The 18,666-nt window shown below is 72.1% G+C and carries 15 protein-coding genes; 12 read left to right on the forward strand and 3 right to left on the reverse strand.

Annotated features, from left to right (window positions below):
• Positions 1-65 precede the first annotated feature (65 nt).
• The 3 genes from ACLJQM_RS02760 to ACLJQM_RS02770 are packed head-to-tail and all read left to right on the forward strand — an operon-like array spanning position 66 to position 3,380.
• Positions 66-347, forward strand: a complete 282-nt coding sequence (locus ACLJQM_RS02760) for a hypothetical protein (RefSeq protein WP_247015034.1) — start codon at positions 66-68, stop codon at positions 345-347.
• Positions 347-2,878: a hypothetical protein gene (locus tag ACLJQM_RS02765; protein WP_410630050.1), complete on the forward strand. Its 2,532-nt coding sequence runs from the start codon at positions 347-349 to the stop codon at positions 2,876-2,878. The genes ACLJQM_RS02760 and ACLJQM_RS02765 overlap by 1 nt, the downstream gene beginning before the upstream one ends.
• A 19-nt stretch (positions 2,879-2,897) precedes the next feature.
• Positions 2,898-3,380, forward strand: coding sequence for a hypothetical protein (locus tag ACLJQM_RS02770; RefSeq protein ID WP_360768270.1), 483 nt, complete (start codon positions 2,898-2,900; stop codon positions 3,378-3,380).
• 34 nt (positions 3,381-3,414) lie between these two features.
• Here ACLJQM_RS02770 and ACLJQM_RS02775 read toward each other — a convergent pair whose 3' ends face one another.
• Entirely contained in the window at positions 3,415-4,239 is an 825-nt protein-coding gene (locus tag ACLJQM_RS02775) for a chlorophyllase/cutinase-like alpha/beta fold protein (RefSeq protein ID WP_360768273.1), read from the reverse strand.
• 243 nt (positions 4,240-4,482) lie between these two features.
• On the opposite strand from ACLJQM_RS02775, the gene glmS reads away from it, so the two are divergent.
• The 9 genes from glmS to ACLJQM_RS02820 all read left to right on the forward strand — a co-directional run bounded on the left by glmS (position 4,483) and on the right by ACLJQM_RS02820 (position 15,772).
• The gene (gene glmS, locus ACLJQM_RS02780; RefSeq protein ID WP_410630053.1) at positions 4,483-6,345 is read left to right on the forward strand and encodes a glutamine--fructose-6-phosphate transaminase (isomerizing); all 1,863 of its coding nucleotides are present in this window, start codon (positions 4,483-4,485) and stop codon (positions 6,343-6,345) included.
• Positions 6,346-6,360: 15 nt separating this feature from the next.
• Positions 6,361-7,800 carry an NAD(P)H-hydrate dehydratase gene (locus ACLJQM_RS02785; protein WP_410630055.1) on the forward strand — a complete coding sequence of 480 codons (1,440 nt, stop codon included), beginning with the start codon at positions 6,361-6,363 and terminating at the stop codon, positions 7,798-7,800.
• A 137-nt stretch (positions 7,801-7,937) separates the two neighbouring features.
• The gene (locus ACLJQM_RS02790) at positions 7,938-8,771 is read left to right on the forward strand and encodes a DeoR/GlpR family DNA-binding transcription regulator (protein ID WP_247015022.1); all 834 of its coding nucleotides are present in this window, start codon (positions 7,938-7,940) and stop codon (positions 8,769-8,771) included.
• On the forward strand, positions 8,761-10,191 hold the full coding sequence (gene xylB, locus ACLJQM_RS02795; protein ID WP_410630057.1) for a xylulokinase: 1,431 nt from the start codon (positions 8,761-8,763) through the stop codon (positions 10,189-10,191). The genes ACLJQM_RS02790 and xylB overlap by 11 nt, the downstream gene beginning before the upstream one ends.
• Before the next feature lie 3 nt (positions 10,192-10,194).
• Positions 10,195-11,286, forward strand: coding sequence for an ABC transporter ATP-binding protein (locus ACLJQM_RS02800; RefSeq protein WP_247015018.1), 1,092 nt, complete (start codon positions 10,195-10,197; stop codon positions 11,284-11,286).
• A gap of 28 nt (positions 11,287-11,314) precedes the next feature.
• Entirely contained in the window at positions 11,315-12,430 is a 1,116-nt protein-coding gene (gene alr, locus ACLJQM_RS02805) for an alanine racemase (RefSeq protein ID WP_410630059.1), read from the forward strand.
• A complete protein-coding gene (locus ACLJQM_RS02810) occupies positions 12,427-13,527 on the forward strand; it encodes an alpha/beta fold hydrolase (RefSeq protein ID WP_410630061.1) in 1,101 nt (366 codons plus the stop codon). The genes alr and ACLJQM_RS02810 overlap by 4 nt, the downstream gene beginning before the upstream one ends.
• A gap of 14 nt (positions 13,528-13,541) precedes the next feature.
• Positions 13,542-13,997, forward strand: coding sequence for a tRNA (adenosine(37)-N6)-threonylcarbamoyltransferase complex ATPase subunit type 1 TsaE (tsaE, locus tag ACLJQM_RS02815; RefSeq protein WP_360768635.1), 456 nt, complete (start codon positions 13,542-13,544; stop codon positions 13,995-13,997).
• Between the two features lie 8 nt (positions 13,998-14,005).
• Entirely contained in the window at positions 14,006-15,772 is a 1,767-nt protein-coding gene (locus ACLJQM_RS02820; RefSeq protein WP_410630063.1) for a P-loop NTPase fold protein, read from the forward strand.
• On the opposite strand, the gene ACLJQM_RS02825 is transcribed toward ACLJQM_RS02820, so the two are convergent.
• On the reverse strand, positions 15,769-17,097 hold the full coding sequence (locus ACLJQM_RS02825; RefSeq protein WP_360768294.1) for a carboxyl transferase domain-containing protein: 1,329 nt from the start codon (positions 17,095-17,097) through the stop codon (positions 15,769-15,771). The genes ACLJQM_RS02820 and ACLJQM_RS02825 overlap by 4 nt on opposite strands.
• Positions 17,090-18,514 carry an acyl-CoA synthetase gene (locus ACLJQM_RS02830; RefSeq protein WP_360768295.1) on the reverse strand — a complete coding sequence of 475 codons (1,425 nt, stop codon included), beginning with the start codon at positions 18,512-18,514 and terminating at the stop codon, positions 17,090-17,092. Before ACLJQM_RS02830 ends, ACLJQM_RS02825 begins: the two co-directional genes overlap by 8 nt.
• Positions 18,515-18,666: the final 152 nt, after the last annotated feature.

Raw genomic sequence — 18,666 nt, forward strand, 5'->3', positions numbered from 1 at the left:
CAGGGACTGTGGGATCGAAGGGGGCAGCGACCATGCCAGACGGGTATGCAGCGAGTTCGGAAGCGATGACGCGGGCGCAGGTCCGCCTCGCGGACGCCGCCGACGACCCGGGGGCGGAAGCGAAGAAGGTCGCGCCGACCGAGATCGCCGCCGCCGACTTCGGCCGCGTGCACCAGGAGGGCTTCGGGAAGTACAAGGCCGGGATCGACGAGATCGGCGCGGGCATGACGGGGCTGTCGAACGCCCTCATGAACCTGGGCAGCGGGATCGGGACGGCCGGGGGCAAGTACACCGCGCAGGAGCAGAACGCGAGCGCGACGGCGAACCAGGCCGGGGGTAACCGCTGATGGCTGAATGGGCCGAAATCAAGAAGGTCCTCGACGACCCGAACGTGTCGATGGAAGCCAAGTCCAAGCTGATGGACGAGTACGGCGAAGACACGTTCAACTTCAGCGACGAAGAAGAAGAGTACGCGAAGAAGTACATCGAAAACTACTCCGACAACAGCTGGACCAACGACTGGCTCCCGGGATCGTCGGACGACGTCGACGAAGCGCTGAAGGAAGCCCAGCAGGAAGCCGCGGCCAAGAACCAGGAGCACCAGCGCGACACCGCGGCGCGGGACGACGCGAAGAAGAACCTAGACGGGATCGCGACGCCCACGCTGGGGGCCGGCGCGAAGAGTTCCGACGAACTGCTCGACCAGGGCAACGTCGCGGTCGACCTGCTCGCCAAGTGGACCGACGAGGTCTGGAACCAGATCAAGGGCGAAAACACGAAGATCGATTCCAAGACGGAGCTCAAGGACAAGTTCCACGAGAACCGCGGGATCCAGTTCCAGAAGTTCCTCACCGAGGCCGACGACCTGACCAAGGCGCACAAGGTCGTCGAGGATTCGCTGAGCAAGAGCGACACCGAGCTCCAGACCCTCTTCGGGGAGTGGAAGGGCAAGGGCGCCAACGCCGCGGAGATCAAGTACGACGAGACGATCAAGCCGCACGCCAAGGAGCTTTCGCAGCAGATCGACGGCGCGGCGAAGCTGATCCCGCAGACCGTGACGCACGTCTACGACGCCGTCAAGAAGAAGGTCGACGAGGTCCTGCAGCTGCACCGCCCGGTGATCGCCGAGGCCGACATCCCGATGGCCAAGGACGTCCTCAAGGTCGCCAACGGCGAAACCGAAGAGTTCGACGACTTCATGAAGGTCGCGAGCTGGATCGACGCCGTGAACGCGAAGCACAACAACCAGTCGAACCTCGCCGAGCGCCTGCAGAACGACGACTGCGGCTTCAACGACGAGAACAAGGAATACGGCCGCCAGGTCACCCGCTTTTGGCGTGACGGCGCCTTCTCGACCGAGTACAAGAGCCTGATCAACGCCTTCAACGGCTCCTGCAAGTCCGCCAAGGACACCATCGACCAGCAGTTCGGCGCGCTGGCGCGGTTCATGGACGGCTACCGCAACCAGCTGACCGAGGCGAAGAACGAGGGCGGCGGCGACAAGGGCGGCGACAACGGCGGCAACACCGGGGGCGGGGACAAGGGCGGCAACACCGGCGGGGGTACCGGTGGTGGCACGGGCGGCGGGACCGGCGGGGGCACCGGGGGCGGCGGCACGACGCCGTCCGCGGCCGAGCCGCCGAAGGCGGAGGAACCCGCGAAGCCGGAGGAGGGCAAGAACCCGATCACCGGCAAGCCCCTCGAAGTCGACCCGTCGACCGGCGAGCCGTACCCGATCGACCCGAAGACCGGCGAGGCCATCAAGGACATGGACGACACCGACACGGTGTCGGTCAAGAAGGGCGACAACACGATCGAGATGTCCGAGCCCGACAAGGAGGGCAAGCAGGACATCTCCGTGGACGACGGCCACGGCAACAAGAAGGACTACCACCTCGACTGGGGTGACGACGACAAGGCCGAAGCGGGCAAGGACGGCAAGGACGGCGCCAAGGACGGTGCCAAGGCCGACGGCAGCTTCGGCCCGCAGGGCAGCCAGCAGGCGGTCAAGGAGGGGCAGCCCTCGGCCGACGGCAGCTACAAGCCGGGCCCGGACGGCAAGATCCACATCCAGGACGGCAACCTCAAGATCACGGCCGAGCGGCCGGAGGGGCCCGACGGCCCGACGATCGTGACGGTCGACGACGGCAAGGGCGAGCCGACCACCTACACGCTGGACGAGAAGGACGACCCGAAGGCGGACGACCTCAAGGGCGACGGCAAGACCGACCCGGCGGCTTCGGACGTCAAGCACGACCCGAAGGCCGAGCCGCCGGTGACGAAGGACCCGTCGCCGCCCAACCCGGACCCGGGCTTCACGCGCAGCGAAGCGGCCGGTGGCGGGGGGAGCGGGTTCAGCGCTCCGGGCGGCGTGGACGTCAGCGGTGACTTCGGTGGCAGCGGTGGCGGTGGCGGCGTCGCGGCGGAGCCGGCCGTGGCAATGGCCGACGCGGGTGCCGGGGCCGGCGGCGACGCGACCTCGACGGCAGGGGCGAGCGACTTCGGCTCCGCCGTCACCGGTGGCGGCGGGACGGCGGACTTCGCCGGCGCGGTGTCGCTCGACCCGGGTGCCCAGACCGGCAGCGACGCGTCGATGCCGATGTCCGACGGCAGCGGCCTGGGCGCGACCCCGGTCGACGCCGGCGCGCACCAGGCCGCGGCGAGCGGCTCGTCCGGCATGAGCGGGATGAGCGGCATGGGCGGGATGATGGGCGGCATGGGTGGCGCCCCGGGTGGCGGCGGTGGCGGCGGCGACCAGCAGCGCGGGCCCAGCCAGTACCGCATCGAGGGCGGCGTGTTCGAAACCAGCGGCGCGAAGGGCCGGATCAGCGGCTCGCTCGACGACGAGGGTGACCGGTCGATCCGGTACGACCGGTGACGAGGGCTGAGGAGAGCCGATGACCAGCGCCGAAGACCGATATCGCACGGCGATCTCGACGATGGACGCCGCCGCGCGCGAGCAGGACGAGCAGCGGGGGCTGCGCGACCGCCACGTCGCCGAGGCCAAGGAGCAGGCCAGTGCCGGGCTGCAGCGGGAGATGGCCGCCGCGCAGAAGTACGCCGAGCACATGGACGAGCTCAACAAGCGCAAGCAGAGCGCGGGCGGCTGGGCGACGGAGAAGACGCTGGCCGACAAGTCGCGCGAGTCGCTGATGGAGTTCGGCGTCCAGGACGAAGAGGCCGACACCGGCTACACGGCGTACCCGACGCCGAGCTACGGGACACCGGTCCCGGCCGCGGCGGCACCACGGCCGGCCGCGGTGGCACCGCGTCCCGAGCCGGTCCCGGAGCCCCCGGCACCGGAGCCGCCCCGGCGGGGCCGGCACGCCCGCCAGCCGGACGACGACGACGATTTCTCCAGCACCAGCTGGCTGGTGTGAGGAAGGGCCCGGCTCCGGCCGGGCCCTTCCCGCGTCAGAGCGCGGGTTCTTCCTCGCGCTCGATCGGGGCGCGCTTGACGTCCGCTTCGAGCAGGGGCCGGTACTTGTCGGTGCCGGTCAGGTGCGTCAGGAAGAAGGCGGTGAACAGCGCGCGGGTCAGCTGCTGCGTCCCGCGGTGCGGTTTGCCGTGCATGATCAGCTGCGACCAGTGCCTGCCCTCGGTGACACCCAGGTGCGACGCCTTGCCGAGCAGCCGCAGCTGGACGTCGTCGCCACCCCAGGCGTTCGCGATGGCTTCGGCGTGCCCGACGGCGGGCGCGACCAGGTCACCCTCGGCGGCGAGGTGCATCCCGGGCACGGTGATGGCCTTGGCGGCCTCGTGCGCGGGCGGCAACGTCTGCGCGGCGGTGATGGTGGCGACGGCCTTGATCCGCGGGTGCTCGGCCCGCGCGTCCTGCGCGGCGGCGAGCACGGCGGCGCCACCCCCGGCCGAGTGCCCGGCGAGCCCGAGCTTGGCGGGATCGACGCTGATGCCATCGGGCCCGAGCCGCACGGTGGTGACGACGTCGAGGGTGGTCAGCAGATCGGCGGCGAGCAACCGGTGCGACGGCAGGGGCCCCTTTTGGGTAGCCGGCGCGGCGGCGACGATGCCCCAGCTGGCGAGGTGCCGCAGCAGCTGCCGGTAGCGATCGGGGGGCTGCAGCCACCCGTGCCCGAAGGCCACGGCGGGCAGGCCGAGACCGGCACGGGGGGTGAAGACGACGCCGGGCAGCCCGACCAGGGCGAGATTCCCCCGCAGGACCTCGTGCGGACCGGGGTGCGTCAACTCCGCGAGCAGCTGCTTGGGCTTGCTGGCCATGGCGGGAACCCTACTGTGCGAAGGGGCGAGAGGCGCGCCCGCCGCCCCGGCACTCCACCCAGCCCCCTCCCCGATCCGAAGCCCCGTCCGTAGTCACAATCAAGCTTCGGGGTGGCGGGTCACCAAAGACACGTCCGGGTGACAGCGCATTGGTCCGAACCACCACCCCTCCCGTTCTCCCAGGTCAAGCACCCTTTCCGGACCCCATCACCCCGGCGAACATCCCTCGTTAGGCTGGTGCGCGTGTGTGGAATCGTGGGATATGTCGGGCACCGCCCGGCTCTGGACGTCGTCCTCGGCGGGCTCCGGCGCATGGAGTACCGCGGGTACGACTCGGCCGGGGTCGCGGTCCTCGACGGGGCCGGTGCGCTGACCGTCGAGCGCAAGGCCGGCCGGCTGGCGAACCTGGAAGCCCGGCTCGACGAGGTCGGGCGGGACGCCTTCGCCGGGACCGCCGGCATGGGGCACACCCGCTGGGCGACCCACGGCGCGCCCATCGACCGCAACTCGCACCCGCACCGGGACGTCTCGCAGCGCGTCGCCATCGTGCACAACGGCATCATCGAGAACTTCGCCGCGCTCCGGGCCGAGCTCGAAGCCGACGGGGTCGAGATGGCCAGTGACACCGACAGCGAGACCGCCGCGCACCTCGTCGCCCGCGCGTACAGCGACGGGGACACCAAGGGTGACCTCGCTGCCAGCGTCGCCGCTGTCTGCCGTCGGCTCGAAGGTGCCTTCACCCTGGTCGTGACGCACGCCGACGAGCCCGACACGATCGTCGCCGCGCGGCGGTCGTCGCCGCTGGTCGTCGGGGTCGGGGACGGGGAGCACTTCGTCGCCTCCGACGTCGCCGCCTTCATCGAGCACACCCGCGAGGCCGTCGAGCTCGGGCAGGACCAGCTCGTCGTCATCACGCGCGAGGGTTACGAAGTCCTGGACTTCCACGGCGACGCCGCCCAGGCCAAGCCGTTCACCGTCGACTGGGACCTCTCCGCCGCCGAAAAGGGCGGCCACGAATACTTCATGCTCAAGGAGATCGAGGAGCAGCCCGAGGCGCTGGCGAACACGCTGCGCGGGCACTTCGAGTCCGGCCGCATCATCCTCGACGAGCAGCGCATCTCCGACCAGGACCTCCGCGACGTCGACAAGGTCTTCGTCATCGCCTGCGGGTCGGCCTACCACTCCGGCCTGGTCGCGAAGTACGCCATCGAGCACTGGACGCGGCTGCCGGTCGAGGTCGAGCTGGCGTCCGAGTTCCGCTACCGCGACCCGGTGCTGGACCGCGACACGCTGGTCGTCGCCGTGTCCCAGTCCGGCGAGACGGCGGACACGCTCGAAGCCGTCCGGCACGCGCGTGAGCAGAAGGCCCGCGTCCTCGCCGTCTGCAACACCAACGGCGCGCAGATCCCGCGCGAGTCCGACGCCGTCCTCTACACCCACGCCGGACCCGAGATCGGCGTCGCGTCGACCAAGGCGTTCCTCGCCCAGATCGCGGCCAACTACCTGGTCGGCCTGGCGCTGGCGCAGGCCCGCGGCACGAAGTACCCGGACGAGGTCGCGCGCGAGTTCGCCGAGCTCGAGGCCATGCCCGCGGCCGTCCAGAAGGTACTGTCCACTGTGGACCAGGTGCGTGACCTCGGCCGCCGGATCGCGGACTCGAAGGCCGTCCTCTTCCTCGGCCGCCACGTCGGGTTCCCGGTCGCCCTCGAAGGCGCGCTGAAGCTCAAGGAACTCGCGTACATGCACGCCGAGGGCTTCGCGGCCGGCGAGCTCAAGCACGGCCCGATCGCGCTGATCGAGGACGGCCTGCCGGTCGTCGTCGTGATGCCCTCGCCCAAGGGTCGCGCGGTGCTGCACTCGAAGCTGGTCTCGAACATCAGCGAGATCCAGGCCCGCGGCGCCCGCACGATCGTGATCGCCGAAGAGGGCGACGAGACCGTCCGGCCGTTCGCCGACGAGCTCATCGAGGTCCCCGCGGTGCCGACGCTGCTGCAGCCGCTGGTGTCCACCGTGCCGCTGCAGGTGCTGGCCGCGGAGATCGCCCGCGCCCGCGGGTACGACGTCGACAAGCCGCGTAACCTGGCGAAGTCCGTGACTGTCGAGTAGCGGGAGGCCTTCGCCGTGCAGGGAATCTGGACCACGGAACGGATTCGCGAGGCGGAGGGGCGGGCGTTCGCCGTCACACCCGACGGCGAACTCATGCGCCGGGCGTCGTTCGGGCTCGCGGTGCAGATCGCCGACCTGCTCGAAGACCGCACCGGCGGGGTTTCCGGACGTCGGGCCGTGCTCCTGGTCGGCTCCGGCGACAACGGCGGTGACGCACTCTGGGCGGGCGCCTTCCTCCGGCGACGCGGAGTCGCCGTCACGGCCATCCTGCTCAAGCCCGAGAAGGCGCACGCCGAAGGACTCGGCGCGCTCAAGCGAGCCGGTGGCCGCGCGGTGCCCGCCGCGGACGGTCCACAGTGGATCGCGAAGGCCGACGTCGTGGTCGACGGCATCGTCGGGATTTCCGCCAGCGGCTCGCTGCGCCCGGACGCGGCCCGGCTGGTGGACCTGGTCGAAGCCCCGATCGTCGCGGTCGACCTGCCCAGCGGCGTCGACCCGGACACCGGCGCCGTCGACGGCCCCGCCGTGCAGGCGACCCGCACGGTCACCTTCGGCGCGCTCAAGCCGGTGCACGCGCTCGCGCCCGCCCACTGCGGCGAGGTCGTCCTGGTCGACATCGGCCTCGAGCTGACCGACCCCGACCTCCGGCGGCTCGACGTCGCGGACGTCGCCGCGGCCTGGCCGGTGCCCGGACCGGACGACGACAAGTACAGCCAGGGCGTGGTCGGCATCGCGGCGGGCTCGGCGACGTACCCGGGCGCGGCGGTGCTGGCGGCGGGCTCGGCGGTGCGCGCGACGTCGGGCCTGGTGCGCTACGCCGGTCACGCGGCCGACGTCGTCCGGTCGCAGTGGCCGGAGATCATCGCGACCGGCACGGTCGCCGACGCGGGCCGCGTCCAGGCGTGGGCGGTCGGGCCGGGCATCGGCACCGGCTCGGACGGCCGCGACGTCCTGCGGCACGTGCTGGGCCAGGGCGTCCCGGTCTGCGCGGACGCCGACGCGACGACGATCATCGCGAAGTCCCCGGACGTCCTCGACGCCCGCGACCCGGACACGCCGCTGGTGCTGACCCCGCACGCGGGCGAGTACGAGCGCCTGATGGGCCGCAAGCCGGGAGCGGACCGCGTGACAGCGGCGCGCGAAGCGGCGAAGAAGTACGACGCGGTGGTGCTGCTGAAGGGCCACGTCACGGTCGTGGCGGCCCCGGACGGCCGGGTCGCGGTGAACAAGCCGCACGGCGCCTGGCTGGCGACGGCGGGCTCGGGCGACGTCCTGTCCGGCCTGGTCGGCGCCCTGCTGGCGGCCGGCCTGGACCCGTGGCTGGCGGCGGCGATGGCGGCCCACGTGCATTCGCTGGCGGGCGCGATCGCGGCCCAGAACGCCCCGACCTCGGCGTCCGGCCTGGTCCACGCGATCCCGGAGGCCATCCGCGCCATCCGCTCCCTCACCCCCTGACGGCGCGCACTTTCACGTGAAAGTGATCCGGAGCGCACACTCCGGAACACTTTCACGTGAAAGTGCGCAGAGGGGACGTGGGAAGAGTTATCGAGTTCTCTGTTAACTCTGGGCGGGAAATCTGGTAAGAATGCCGTGTGAGCGGCGGCACAGCACCCGGAGACCGGAAGACCCGGCCGTCCGACGCTGCCGTGGAGCAGCGGCGGCAGGGGATCCTCGACCACGTCATCGAGCAGGGTGAAGCGCGGATCGACGACCTGACCGCGCGCTTCAAGGTCAGCCTGATGACCATGCACCGCGACCTCGACGACCTGGCCGAACGCCGGCTCCTGCGCAAGCTGCGCGGCAAGGTGGAGGCCTACCCGGCGCTCACCATCGAGTCCGCCGCCCGCTTCCGCGACACCCTCCACCACGACGAAAAAGACGCGCTCGGCGAGGCCGCCGCGAAGCACGTCCACCCCGGCCAGACCGTCTTCGTCGACGACTCCACCACGCTGCTCCCGCTGGTCAAGCGGCTGGCCGAGGTCGACGCGCTCACCGTCGTCACGAACTCGCTGCACGCCGCCCGGCTGCTCGGCCCGAAGGTCGACGTCGTGCTGGCGGGCGGCCGGTACTCGCCCGAGTACGACTCCTGCGCCGGTCCCGAGGTGCTGAACCTCCTGGACTCGATCCGCGCCGACGTCTCCTTCGTCTCGGTCACCGCGGTCGCCGTCGGGCGGCTCTTCCACCCGGACCGCGACTACGCCGAGCTCAAGAAGGCGGCCCTCAAGGTCGCCAACCACAACGTCCTCGTCCTCGACCACTCGAAGTTCGGCCGCACCGCCACCTACGCGCACGGCGACGTCGGCGACTACGACCTGCTGATCACCGGCGAAGCCACGCCCACCGAGGAGATCGAGGCCGCGCTCAACGCGGGCACCGCGATCGAGATCGTCGAACACGTCGCAGAGGGGCAGCCCTATGACAGCTGAACTGGTCGCCGGCATCGACTCGTCCACCCAGTCGACCAAGGTCGTCGTGTGCGACGCGAGCACCGGTGAGATCGTCCGCACCGGCCGCGCGCCGCACCCCGAGGGCACCGAGGTCGACCCCGCCGCCTGGTGGGACGCCTTCCAAGAGGCCACGAAGGGCCTGCTCGACGACGTCAAGGCCATCGGCGTCGGCGGGCAGCAGCACGGCATGGTCACCCTCGACGAGCACGACGAGGTCGTCCGGCCCGCGCTGCTCTGGAACGACACCCGTTCCGCGCAGTCGGCGCTCGACCTCATCGAGGAGCTCGGCGGGCCGTCGGTCTGGGCGAAGTCCGTCGGCTCGGTACCGGTCGCCAGCTTCACCGTGACGAAGCTGCGCTGGCTGGCCGACCACGAGCCCGAGCTGGCCGACCGGGTCGCGCGCGTGCTGCTGCCGCACGACTGGCTGACCTGGAAGCTCACCGGCGGCGACCCGGTCACCGACCGCGGTGACGCGTCCGGCACCGGCTACTTCTCGCCGTCCGACAACGCCTACCGCCTCGACGTCCTGAGCCACGCCTTCGGCGGCCGGACGCCGGAGCTGCCCGCCGTGCTCGGCCCGGCCCAGGCCGCCGGCCACACGGCCGACGGCGTGCTCGTCTCGGCCGGCACCGGCGACAACATGGCCGCCGCGCTCGGGCTCGAACTGCGGCCCGGCGACGTCGTCGTGTCGCTGGGCACCAGCGGCACCGTGTTCGGCGTCGCCGAGACCGGCGCGGCCGACGCCACCGGCGAAGTCGCCGGGTTCGCCGACGCCACCGGCCGCTTCCTGCCGCTGGCCTGCACCCTCAACGCCGCCCGCGTGCTGACCGCGACGGCGTCCATGCTCGGCGCGACGCTCAGCGAGTTCGACCGGCTCGCGCTGGCCGGCGAGCCCGGCGCCGAGGGCCTCACGTTCCTGCCCTACCTGGACGGCGAGCGCACGCCGAACCTGCCGGACGCCACCGGCTCGCTGACCGGCCTGACCAGGGCCAACATGACCCCGCAGAACCTCGCGCGCAGCGCCGTCGAAGGCATGCTCTGCGGCCTCGCCGCCGGTCTCGACGCGGTGCGCGCGCACGGTCTCGACGTCCGCCGCGTGCTGCTGATCGGCGGGGGCGCGCAGTCGGCCGCCGTCCGCGCGGTCGCGCCGCTCGTGTTCGGCGTCCCCGTGCAGCTGCCCGAAGTCGCCGAGTACGTCGCCATCGGCGCGGCGCGGCAGGCGGCGTGGGCACTGACCGCCAGTGCGGAACCGCCGTCCTGGCAGAAGAACCAGAAGCTCCGGCTCGAGCTGGACGAGCCGACCGAGGCGCAGCGCGCCGCGGGCCACCGGATCCAGCAGCGCCACCTCGAAGCCCGCGAAGCGGCGCACGGGGTCCGGCGGAATCTCGGAGAGGACTGACCGATGGCTTCCATCACCTACGACAAGGCGACCCGGCGCTACGCCGGTTCGGAGCGCCCCGCGGTCGACGCGCTGGACCTGGAGATCGCCGACGGCGAGTTCCTGGTGCTGGTCGGCCCGTCCGGCTGCGGCAAGTCGACCAGCCTGCGCATGCTCGCCGGCCTCGAGGACATCGACGACGGCGCCGTCTGGATCGGCGACCGCGACGTCACCCAGCTGCCGCCGCGCTCGCGCGACATCGCGATGGTGTTCCAGAACTACGCGCTGTACCCGCACATGACGGTCGCGCAGAACATGGGCTTCGCGCTGAAGATCGCCGGGCGGCCCGCGTCCGAGATCAAGCAGAAGGTCCTCGAGGCCGCGAAGCTGCTGGACATCGTGGACTACCTCGACCGCAAGCCGAAGGCGCTCTCCGGTGGTCAGCGCCAGCGCGTCGCGATGGGCCGCGCGATCGTCCGCGAGCCGCAGGTCTTCCTGATGGACGAGCCGCTGTCGAACCTCGACGCGAAGCTGCGTGTCTCGACGCGCACGCAGATCGCCGCGCTGCAGCGCCGCCTCGGTGTCACCACCGTGTACGTCACGCACGACCAGGTCGAGGCCATGACGATGGGTGACCGCGTCGCGGTGCTCTCGGACGGCTTGCTGCAGCAGTGCGACACCCCGCGCGCGCTGTACGACCGGCCCGCGAACGCTTTCGTCGCCGGGTTCATCGGCTCGCCGGCGATGAACCTCGCCACCGCGAAGCTCACGGCCGACGGCGCCGAGGTCGGTGGCGCGCGCGTGCCGCTGACCCGCGAGACCATCGCCGCGGCCGACGGCGACACCGTGACCCTGGGCTTCCGGCCCGAGGCCCTCGAGGTCGTGACGAACGAGGACGGCGCCCTGCCGATCAAGGTGGACCTGGTCGAGGAGCTCGGCTCGGACGCCTTCGTCTACGGCAAGCTCGCCCAGACCGACGCCGACGACACCCGGCCCAACGTCGTCGTCCGGGTCGACCCGCGCACGCCGCCGGCCATGGGGGACACCCTCCACCTGCGGATCCGCCCGAACGAGCTGCACGTGTTCTCCGCCACGTCCGGGGCGCGCCTGCCCTGACCTCGGGTCATGGGAAACTGGAGGCGTTATGTCCTCCAGTTTCCCTCGCGCCCAGGTCGACATCGACCTCGACGCGATCCGCCACAACCTCACCCTGCTGGGCGCCCGCGCGCCCGGCGCCGAGGTGATGGCCGTGGTGAAGGCCGACGCCTACGGCCACGGCGCGCTGCCGGTGGCGCGCGCCGCGGTCGAGGCCGGCGCGGGCTGGCTCGGCACCTGCTCCCTTGGCGAAGCCCTTGCCCTGCGCGAGGCCGGGATCACCACCCGGCTGTTCAGCTGGCTGGACACTCCGGACGTCGACTTCGCGGCGGGCATCGAGGCGGACGTAGACCTGGCCGCCAGCTCACTGGGTGAGCTACGCCGCATCGCGGCCGCGGCGAAACCGGGTACTCCGGCTCGCGTGCACCTCAAGATCGACACCGGGCTTTCGCGCAACGGCTGCCCGCCCGCCGCGTGGGCCGAGCTGGTCGCCGCCGCGGCCGCCGAACCCCGCGTGGACGTCGTCGCGATCTGGTCCCACCTCGCCTGCGCGGACGAGCCCGAGCACCCCTCGATCGACATGCAGGCCAAGCGGTTCGAAGAGGCCTACGACGCCGCCCGCGCCGCCGGGCTCGACCCGAAGCGGCACCTGGCGAACTCCGCGGCCCTGCTCACCCGGCCGGACCTGCACTTCGACGTCGTCCGCCCCGGCATCGCGATGTACGGGCTCAACCCGGTGCCGCAGGCCGAAGACCTGCGCCCGGCCATGACGTTCCGGTCCGCGGTCGCGCTGGTCAAGCGCGTCGAAGCCGGCGAATCGGTGTCCTACGGGCACACCTGGACCACTCTGCGCGACACGAACCTCGCCCTGGTCCCGGCCGGGTACGCCGACGGCGTCCCGCGGTCGCTGTCGGGCCGGATGGACGTGTGGCTCGGCGGGCGGCGGCGGCCGGTGGCCGGGCGGGTCTGCATGGACCAGCTCGTCGTCGACTGCGGTGACTTCGAGCCGTCCGTCGGCGATGAGGTCGTCCTGTTCGGCGCCGGTGGGAACGGCGAGCCGACGGCCCGGGAGTGGGCCGACAAGCTGGGCACCATCGACTACGAGATCGTCACCTCGATGTACCGCCCGCGGGTGCGGCGCAGGTATCTGGGAGAGCGCTCGTGACACCTTCACGTCGACTGCTGGCCATCGCCGGCGGGGTCGGGGCCGTGGCCACGGGGACCGCCGCCGCCGCTATCGCCGTCGCCGCGCAGCAGCGGCGGCACAGTGAGGATCCGTACGTGGACGAGCCGCTGGGGGAGCTGAAGCCCGACCGTGCGTCCACGGTCGCGGCCGACGACGGCACGCCGCTTTCGGTCGAGGAGATCGACCCGGGGGACGGCGGGAAGCCCGAACTGACCGTCGTGGGGGTGCACGGCTTCGCGCTTTCGAAGCGCTGCTGGCACTTCCAGCGCCGTGACCTGGCTTCCCTGAGGCTGCCGCGCGTGCGTCAGGTGTACTACGACCACCGCGGCCACGGCCTGTCCGGCGCGGCTTCGGCGGAGAACTCGACGATCGAGCAGCTGGCGCGCGACCTCGACGTCGTGCTGCGGTCGGTGGTCCCGGACGGGCCCATCGTGCTGATGGGGCACTCGATGGGCGGCATGGTGATCATGGAGCTGGCCGCCGAGTTCCCTTCGCTGTTCGAAGAACGCGTCGAAGGCGTCGCCTTCATCGCGACCGCGGCGGGCGAAGTGGGCGCCCGCGGGTTGCCGCGTTCGCTGCTCTCGAAGTACAACCCGCTGACGCGCGCCGCCGGCGGTCTGGCCGGCTGGCAGCCGGGGCTGGTGGAGTTCGTCCGCGCGGCCGGCGGTCAGCTGACGCGCCAAGCCGTGCGACGGCTGGCGTTCGGCAGCCGGGACGTCGCACCGAGGCTCGTCGACTTCATGCTCGAGATGCTCGAAGTGACGCCGGTGCGCGGGCTCGTCAACTTCGTCGACACGCTCGGCAGCCACAACCGCTACGCGGCGCTCGCCGGCCTGAAGCACGCGGAAGTCCTGGTCATCGGCGGCGACTCGGACCGGTTCACGCCGTTCGCGCACGCCGAGCGGATCGCGGCCGAGCTGCCCGACGCGGAGCTCGTGCGCGTCCGCGGCGCCGGCCACATGGTCCAGCTCGAGCAGCCCGAGCTGGTGACCAGCCACCTGATCGATCTCCTGCAACGCTGTTCCGGTGTGGACGGCGAAAACTCGTCCCGGCGAAACTGGTGGTGGCAGCGTTGACCGTGATCTCCCCGATGGCGTTCCCGACGCCCGAAGAGACGATGGACTTCGGGCGCGCGCTCGGCCGAGCACTGCGCGCGGGCGATCTGGTCCTGCTGGCCGGCCCCCTGGGCGCGGGCAAGACGACGCTGACCCGCGGCATCGCGGCCGGCCTCGGCGTCGGCGGCCGGGTCAGCTCCCCGACGTTCGTCCTGGCCCGCGTCCACCCGGCGGGCGCTTCCGGCGTGCCACTGGTGCACGTCGACGCGTACCGGCTGGGCGGTGACCTCTCCCAGCTCGACGACCTGGACCTGGACACGGACCTGGAGCGCTCGGCGATCGTGGTCGAGTGGGGCGAGGGTTCGGCGGAGCGGCTTTCGGACGACTACCTGGTGGTGCGGCTGGACCGCCGCGAGGACGACGTCCGCGAGGTGACCCTGGAACCGCACGGCTCGTGGGCCGATCGCACCCCGGAGCTGGTCCGGGCCTGAGGCGTCCGGTGAACGCCCTCCCGAACCCGGCACGCCGGTTCGTCGTGCTCAACGACGCCCCGGTCGGGGACGGCACCGAGGAAGACCTGCTCGACGTCACGTCCGTGGCCCACAACCTGAGCGCGCTCATCCTCGCCTCGCGGGACACCGCGCCGTTCACGCTCGCCGTGGACGCGGCGTGGGGCATGGGCAAGAGCAGCCTGCTGCACCGGCTGGAGGCGACGTTGTCCGCCGAGCCCGGGATGTCCACCGTCTGGTTCAACGCGTGGACGGCCGGCCCGGCGAGCGCGCTGGAAGGCCTGATCAAAGCGGTGCTCCTGCGCTTCGACCGCAACATCATCCGCCGCGTCCTGCGGTCGATGTCCCGCCGCGCCCACCTCCTCGGCGCCCTGCGCGGGCTGGGGCTCGTCCTGGCCAGCTTCTTCGGGCTCGGCCGGGTCGTGGACGAGATCTGGCAGCGGATGTCGCTGGACGCGCAGGCCCGCAACCAGATCAAGGGAGTCCTGCGGGACGCGTTCGGTGCGTGGATGGCGAAGAGCGGCACCCCGGACCGACGGCGGCTGCTGGTCGTGTTCGTCGACGACCTGGACCGGTGCGGCAGCGAGCGCATCGTCGAGGTGTGCGAAGCGATCAAGCTCTACCTGGACGTGCCCGGCATCGTGTTCGTCCTCGCCTGCGACCAGAGCGCGTTGTGGCGGGCCGTGCAGAAATCGGCGGGCTTCGACGACCCGGCGGCCGCGGTCGAATACCTGGAGAAGATCGTCCAGATCACCTACCGGATCGCGCCGCCGTCGGTGGAGCAGGCGATCCAGCTGGTCGACGGCTATCTCCACCGCTCCGGAACCAGCGGGTTGTTCGACGAATCGTCGAAGAGTTTGATCATCGGCCGGTCGCGGCACAACCCCCGGCGGATCAAGCGCGTGATCAACAGCTTCGTGCTGGAGTACCACCTCGACCCGTCCTGGGACGAGATCGGCCTGGCGCACCTGGTGAACGTGATCCTGCTCCAGCACTTCTACCCGGGCTTCCACAGCCTGCTCGCCCACCCCGGGAACGACCACCTGATCGGCGAGTTCCTGGACTACCAGGAACTGCGCGCGATCGTGAAGCACGGTGACCAGGTGGACGCGGACCGCTGGGCGAAGCTGTTCGAGTCGAAGGGGTTGCGCCCGCCGCGGACGCCGGACCTCGCCGAGCTGGAAAGCGAACTGCCCGCCGACTACCCGGTGCTGGCGGCCGACCGGGATTTCGTGGCGCTGCTCCGCGGAATGGCCCAGCACAGCCGAGTCCTGGTGCACCGGCTGCGCAGCCGTCCGGTGGGCCTGCTCCGGCCACCGGCGGTGTCGCCGGACGAGGGGGACTTCGGCGCCCCGCGGATCGACGGCCGGCCCGCGTTGCGCAACCTCCGGGTGCTGTGGATCGACGACCACCCGTCGAACAACATCACGCTGGCCGATCACCTCCAGGTGAACGGGGTGCTCTTGGAGCAGGTGACCGACCGGGCGGGTGCCCTGGCGTCGTTCCGGCGGTTCACCCCGGACGTGGTGCTGACGGACCTCGGCCGTGGCTCCGACAAGAACGCGGGCGTCACCGATCTCGACCACTTCCGGCACGGCGGTGCGGACTACCGGGGGCCCGTCCTGTTCTACACCGGAGGTCCCCCGGGCTTCGCCACGCAGAAGCGGATCAAGCAGCTCGGCGCCGACGGTCCGGTGTACTCGGCGGGCGACGTCGTCGCCTGGCTGGAGCGGGTGGCGACGGCGAAGAAGGCTTAGCCGGCCGGCTTGACCACCGCCCGGGCCACCCCCAGGTCCACCAGGTCCTGGGGGCGCAGGTGCAGCTGGTTCGCGATGTCCGGCACCTCCGAAGCCGGCCGCTTCAGGATCGCCGCCGCGGCTTCGGGCGACGTCACCGAGAAGTACGCGTCCGGGGTCACCCACGTCGACTCCGCGCCCGCGAACGCCAACGCCCCGCCCGAGCCGCCTTCGCCGATCACCAGCGTCGTCACCGGGATCGCCGCCGTCGCGACCGCCTCGAACATCGCCGCGATCGCCGCGCCCGCGCCCGCTCGCTCGGCCGCCGCGTCGTTGGCCGCGCCCGGGGTGTCGACCAGCGTGAGCACCGGGAAGCCCAGCCGGGACGCCAGCCGCACCAGCCTCGCAGCCGTGCGGAAGCCCGCCGGGGACGTCGGGGTGCCGCACTGCGCCGCGTACGCGATCGTCCGGCCGTCGCGCCAGCCGAAGCCGCACGCGACACCCGGGTCGACGCCGCCCGCGCGGTCGCCGCTGATGTCTTCGCGCCAGTCGAAGTACGCGTCCAGGTACTCGGCGGCCCGGGGACGCGAAGGCGACCTCGCCGCCTGGACCGCCTCCCAGCCCGTGGAAGGCAGCGGAGCGGCCCTAAGCGCCGAAGGCGGCGGAGCGGCCGCCGACGAGCGCGCGGTCAGCAGCCGCAGCCAGCGTTCCAGCGTGGGCCCGAGTTCGTCCGGCGTGACGACGGCGTCGACCTGACCCCACTCGAACTTCGCCTCCGCCGTGTACGCCTCCGGGGCCTCCGGCGGCCGCACCCGCGAGCCCGCGAACCCGACCTGCGCCTCCGGCAGCGCGAGGACGACGTCGGCGCCCGCGCCGAGGGTCGCCCAGCCGCCGCCGGTCGTCGGGTCGCGCAGCACCGAGATCTGCGGGATGCCCGCCGCGCGCGTGAGCGCCGCCGCCCGCGCCACGCGCTGGAGCTGCATCAGCGCGCGCATGCCCTGCTGCATGCGGCTGCCGCCGGTCGCGACCAGCGAGACCACCGGCAGCCGCGCGTCGCGGGCGTGCGCGAACGCCGCCTCGATCCGGTCGCCGGTGCGCTGCCCGAGCGAGCCGCCCAGGAAGCCGAACTCGAAGGCGATCAGCACCGCCTCGACGTCGCCGATCTTCGCCGTCCCGCAGACGACCGACTCCTTCTCGCCGGTGCGTTCTTCCGCCGCGGCACGGGCGGTGCGGTAACCCGGCCAGCCGATCGGCCCGTCGGCCGGCTCGTCGCGCAGCGGCGTGGGGAACTCCGTGAAGTCGTTCGCGATCGTGCCGACGACTTCGCGCGCCGGCAGCCTAGACACCGAGCGCCCGCTTCATGACCTTGCCCATGTCGTTGCGCGGCAACGCTTCCAGATAGCGGACGACCCGCGGGCGCTTGTGCGGCGCGAGCAGCTTCGCGACGTGGTCGGCCAGTTCCCCGGCCGTCGGCGGCTCACCGGAAGGCACGATCCACGCGACGATCCGCTCGCCGAGGTCGTCGTCCGGCTCGCCGGTGACGGCGGCTTCGGCGACGCCGGGGTGTTCGAGCAGCGCGTTTTCGATCTCGCCCGCGCCGATCTTGTAGCCGCCGCTCTTGATCAGGTCGGTCGCCTTGCGCCCGACGATCTTGACGTAGCCGTCGGCGTCGCGCGTCGCCACGTCGCCGGTGCGGAACCAGCCGCCGTCGAACGCCGCCGCGGTCGCGTCCGGGCGGTTGAGGTACTCGGTGAACAGGTTCGGGCCGCGGACCTGGATCTCGCCGACGGTCTCGAGGTCGTCGACCACCTCGCCGGCCTCGCCGACCAGCCGCAGTTCGACGCCGCCGAGCGGGACGCCGACCGTGCCGGGCTTGCGCTCGCCGTCGGCGCGGACGCTCGTGTTCATCAGGGTTTCGGTCATCCCGTAGCGCTCGACGACCTGCTGGCCGGTCGCCGCGGTGATCCGCTGGTGGTCGTGCACCGGCAGCGCCGCGGACCCGGAGACGAGCAGCCGCGCGCCGCGCAGGGCGTCCGCGAGCGCGGTGTCCGTGCCCACTTCGCCGGCGATCCGGTGGTACATCGTCGGGACGCCGAACAGCATGGTCGCGCCGTTCGCCAGTTCGCGCGCGACGCCCTCGGTCGAGAACCGGCCGAGGTGGCGCACCGAACCGCCGCGGCGCAGCGGGCCGAGGATGCCGAGGATCAGGCCGTGCACGTGGAACAGCGGGAGCCCGTGCACGAGGACGTCACCGGCCGTCCAGCCCCAGGCGTCTTCGAGGGCGTCGAGCGTGCTCGCGATCGCGCGGCGGGGGAGGACGACGCCCTTGGGCGGGCCGGTGGTCCCCGACGTGTAGACGATCAGCGCGGGCGTCTCCGGGTCCGGCTCCGCCGCGTCGAGCGCTTTCCCGCCGGTCAGCGGGATGTCCCGCCGCGGCAGCCCGGCCAGGGCCGCGGGCAGTTCGGCGCCGGGCTCGGCCAGCACCAGCTGCGGCTCGCTGTCGGTCAGGATGTGCGCGAGCTCGCGCTCGCCGATCTTCGGGTTGAGCGGCACGGCCGGCACCCCGGCGAGCAGCGCGGCGACGACCGCGACGCTCGTGTGCACGGTCGGGGTCGCCCAGACGGCCACGCGGCCGCGAGGCAGCTCGGCGGCGAGCCCCCCGGCCACGGCGGCGAGGTCGGCGTAGGAGAGGACGTGGTCGCCGAAGCGCAGGGCCTCTTCGGCGGAACCGTCGGCAAGGGTGGGGAACAACGGGGCGGGCACCGCGGGGACCTCCCAGAGTCGGACTCCATCCGCACGTTACCGGTTCGACCGGAAGCAGGCGGAACGTTTCGCAACCGGTCGGCGGGAGGTGCCCGTTCCGCCGTGGCTGCGGTCGGATCGGTAACAAACGGCACAGTACCGTGCGGATCAGT

The organism is Amycolatopsis sp. cmx-4-83, from assembly GCF_046548815.1.
GTDB classification, from domain to species: Bacteria; Actinomycetota; Actinomycetes; order Mycobacteriales; family Pseudonocardiaceae; genus Amycolatopsis; species Amycolatopsis pretoriensis_A.

Coding starts and splice junctions, on each gene's coding strand:
- ACLJQM_RS02800 (WP_247015018.1), top strand. CDS start 10,195: ATGGCTTCCATCACCTACGACAAGGCGACCCGGCGCTACGCCGGTTCG.
- ACLJQM_RS02770 (WP_360768270.1), top strand. CDS start 2,898: ATGACCAGCGCCGAAGACCGATATCGCACGGCGATCTCGACGATGGAC.
- tsaE (WP_360768635.1), top strand. CDS start 13,542: ATGGCGTTCCCGACGCCCGAAGAGACGATGGACTTCGGGCGCGCGCTC.
- xylB (WP_410630057.1), top strand. CDS start 8,761: ATGACAGCTGAACTGGTCGCCGGCATCGACTCGTCCACCCAGTCGACC.
- ACLJQM_RS02775 (WP_360768273.1), bottom strand. CDS start 4,239: ATGGCCAGCAAGCCCAAGCAGCTGCTCGCGGAGTTGACGCACCCCGGT.
- alr (WP_410630059.1), top strand. CDS start 11,315: ATGTCCTCCAGTTTCCCTCGCGCCCAGGTCGACATCGACCTCGACGCG.
- ACLJQM_RS02765 (WP_410630050.1), top strand. CDS start 347: ATGGCTGAATGGGCCGAAATCAAGAAGGTCCTCGACGACCCGAACGTG.
- ACLJQM_RS02760 (WP_247015034.1), top strand. CDS start 66: ATGACGCGGGCGCAGGTCCGCCTCGCGGACGCCGCCGACGACCCGGGG.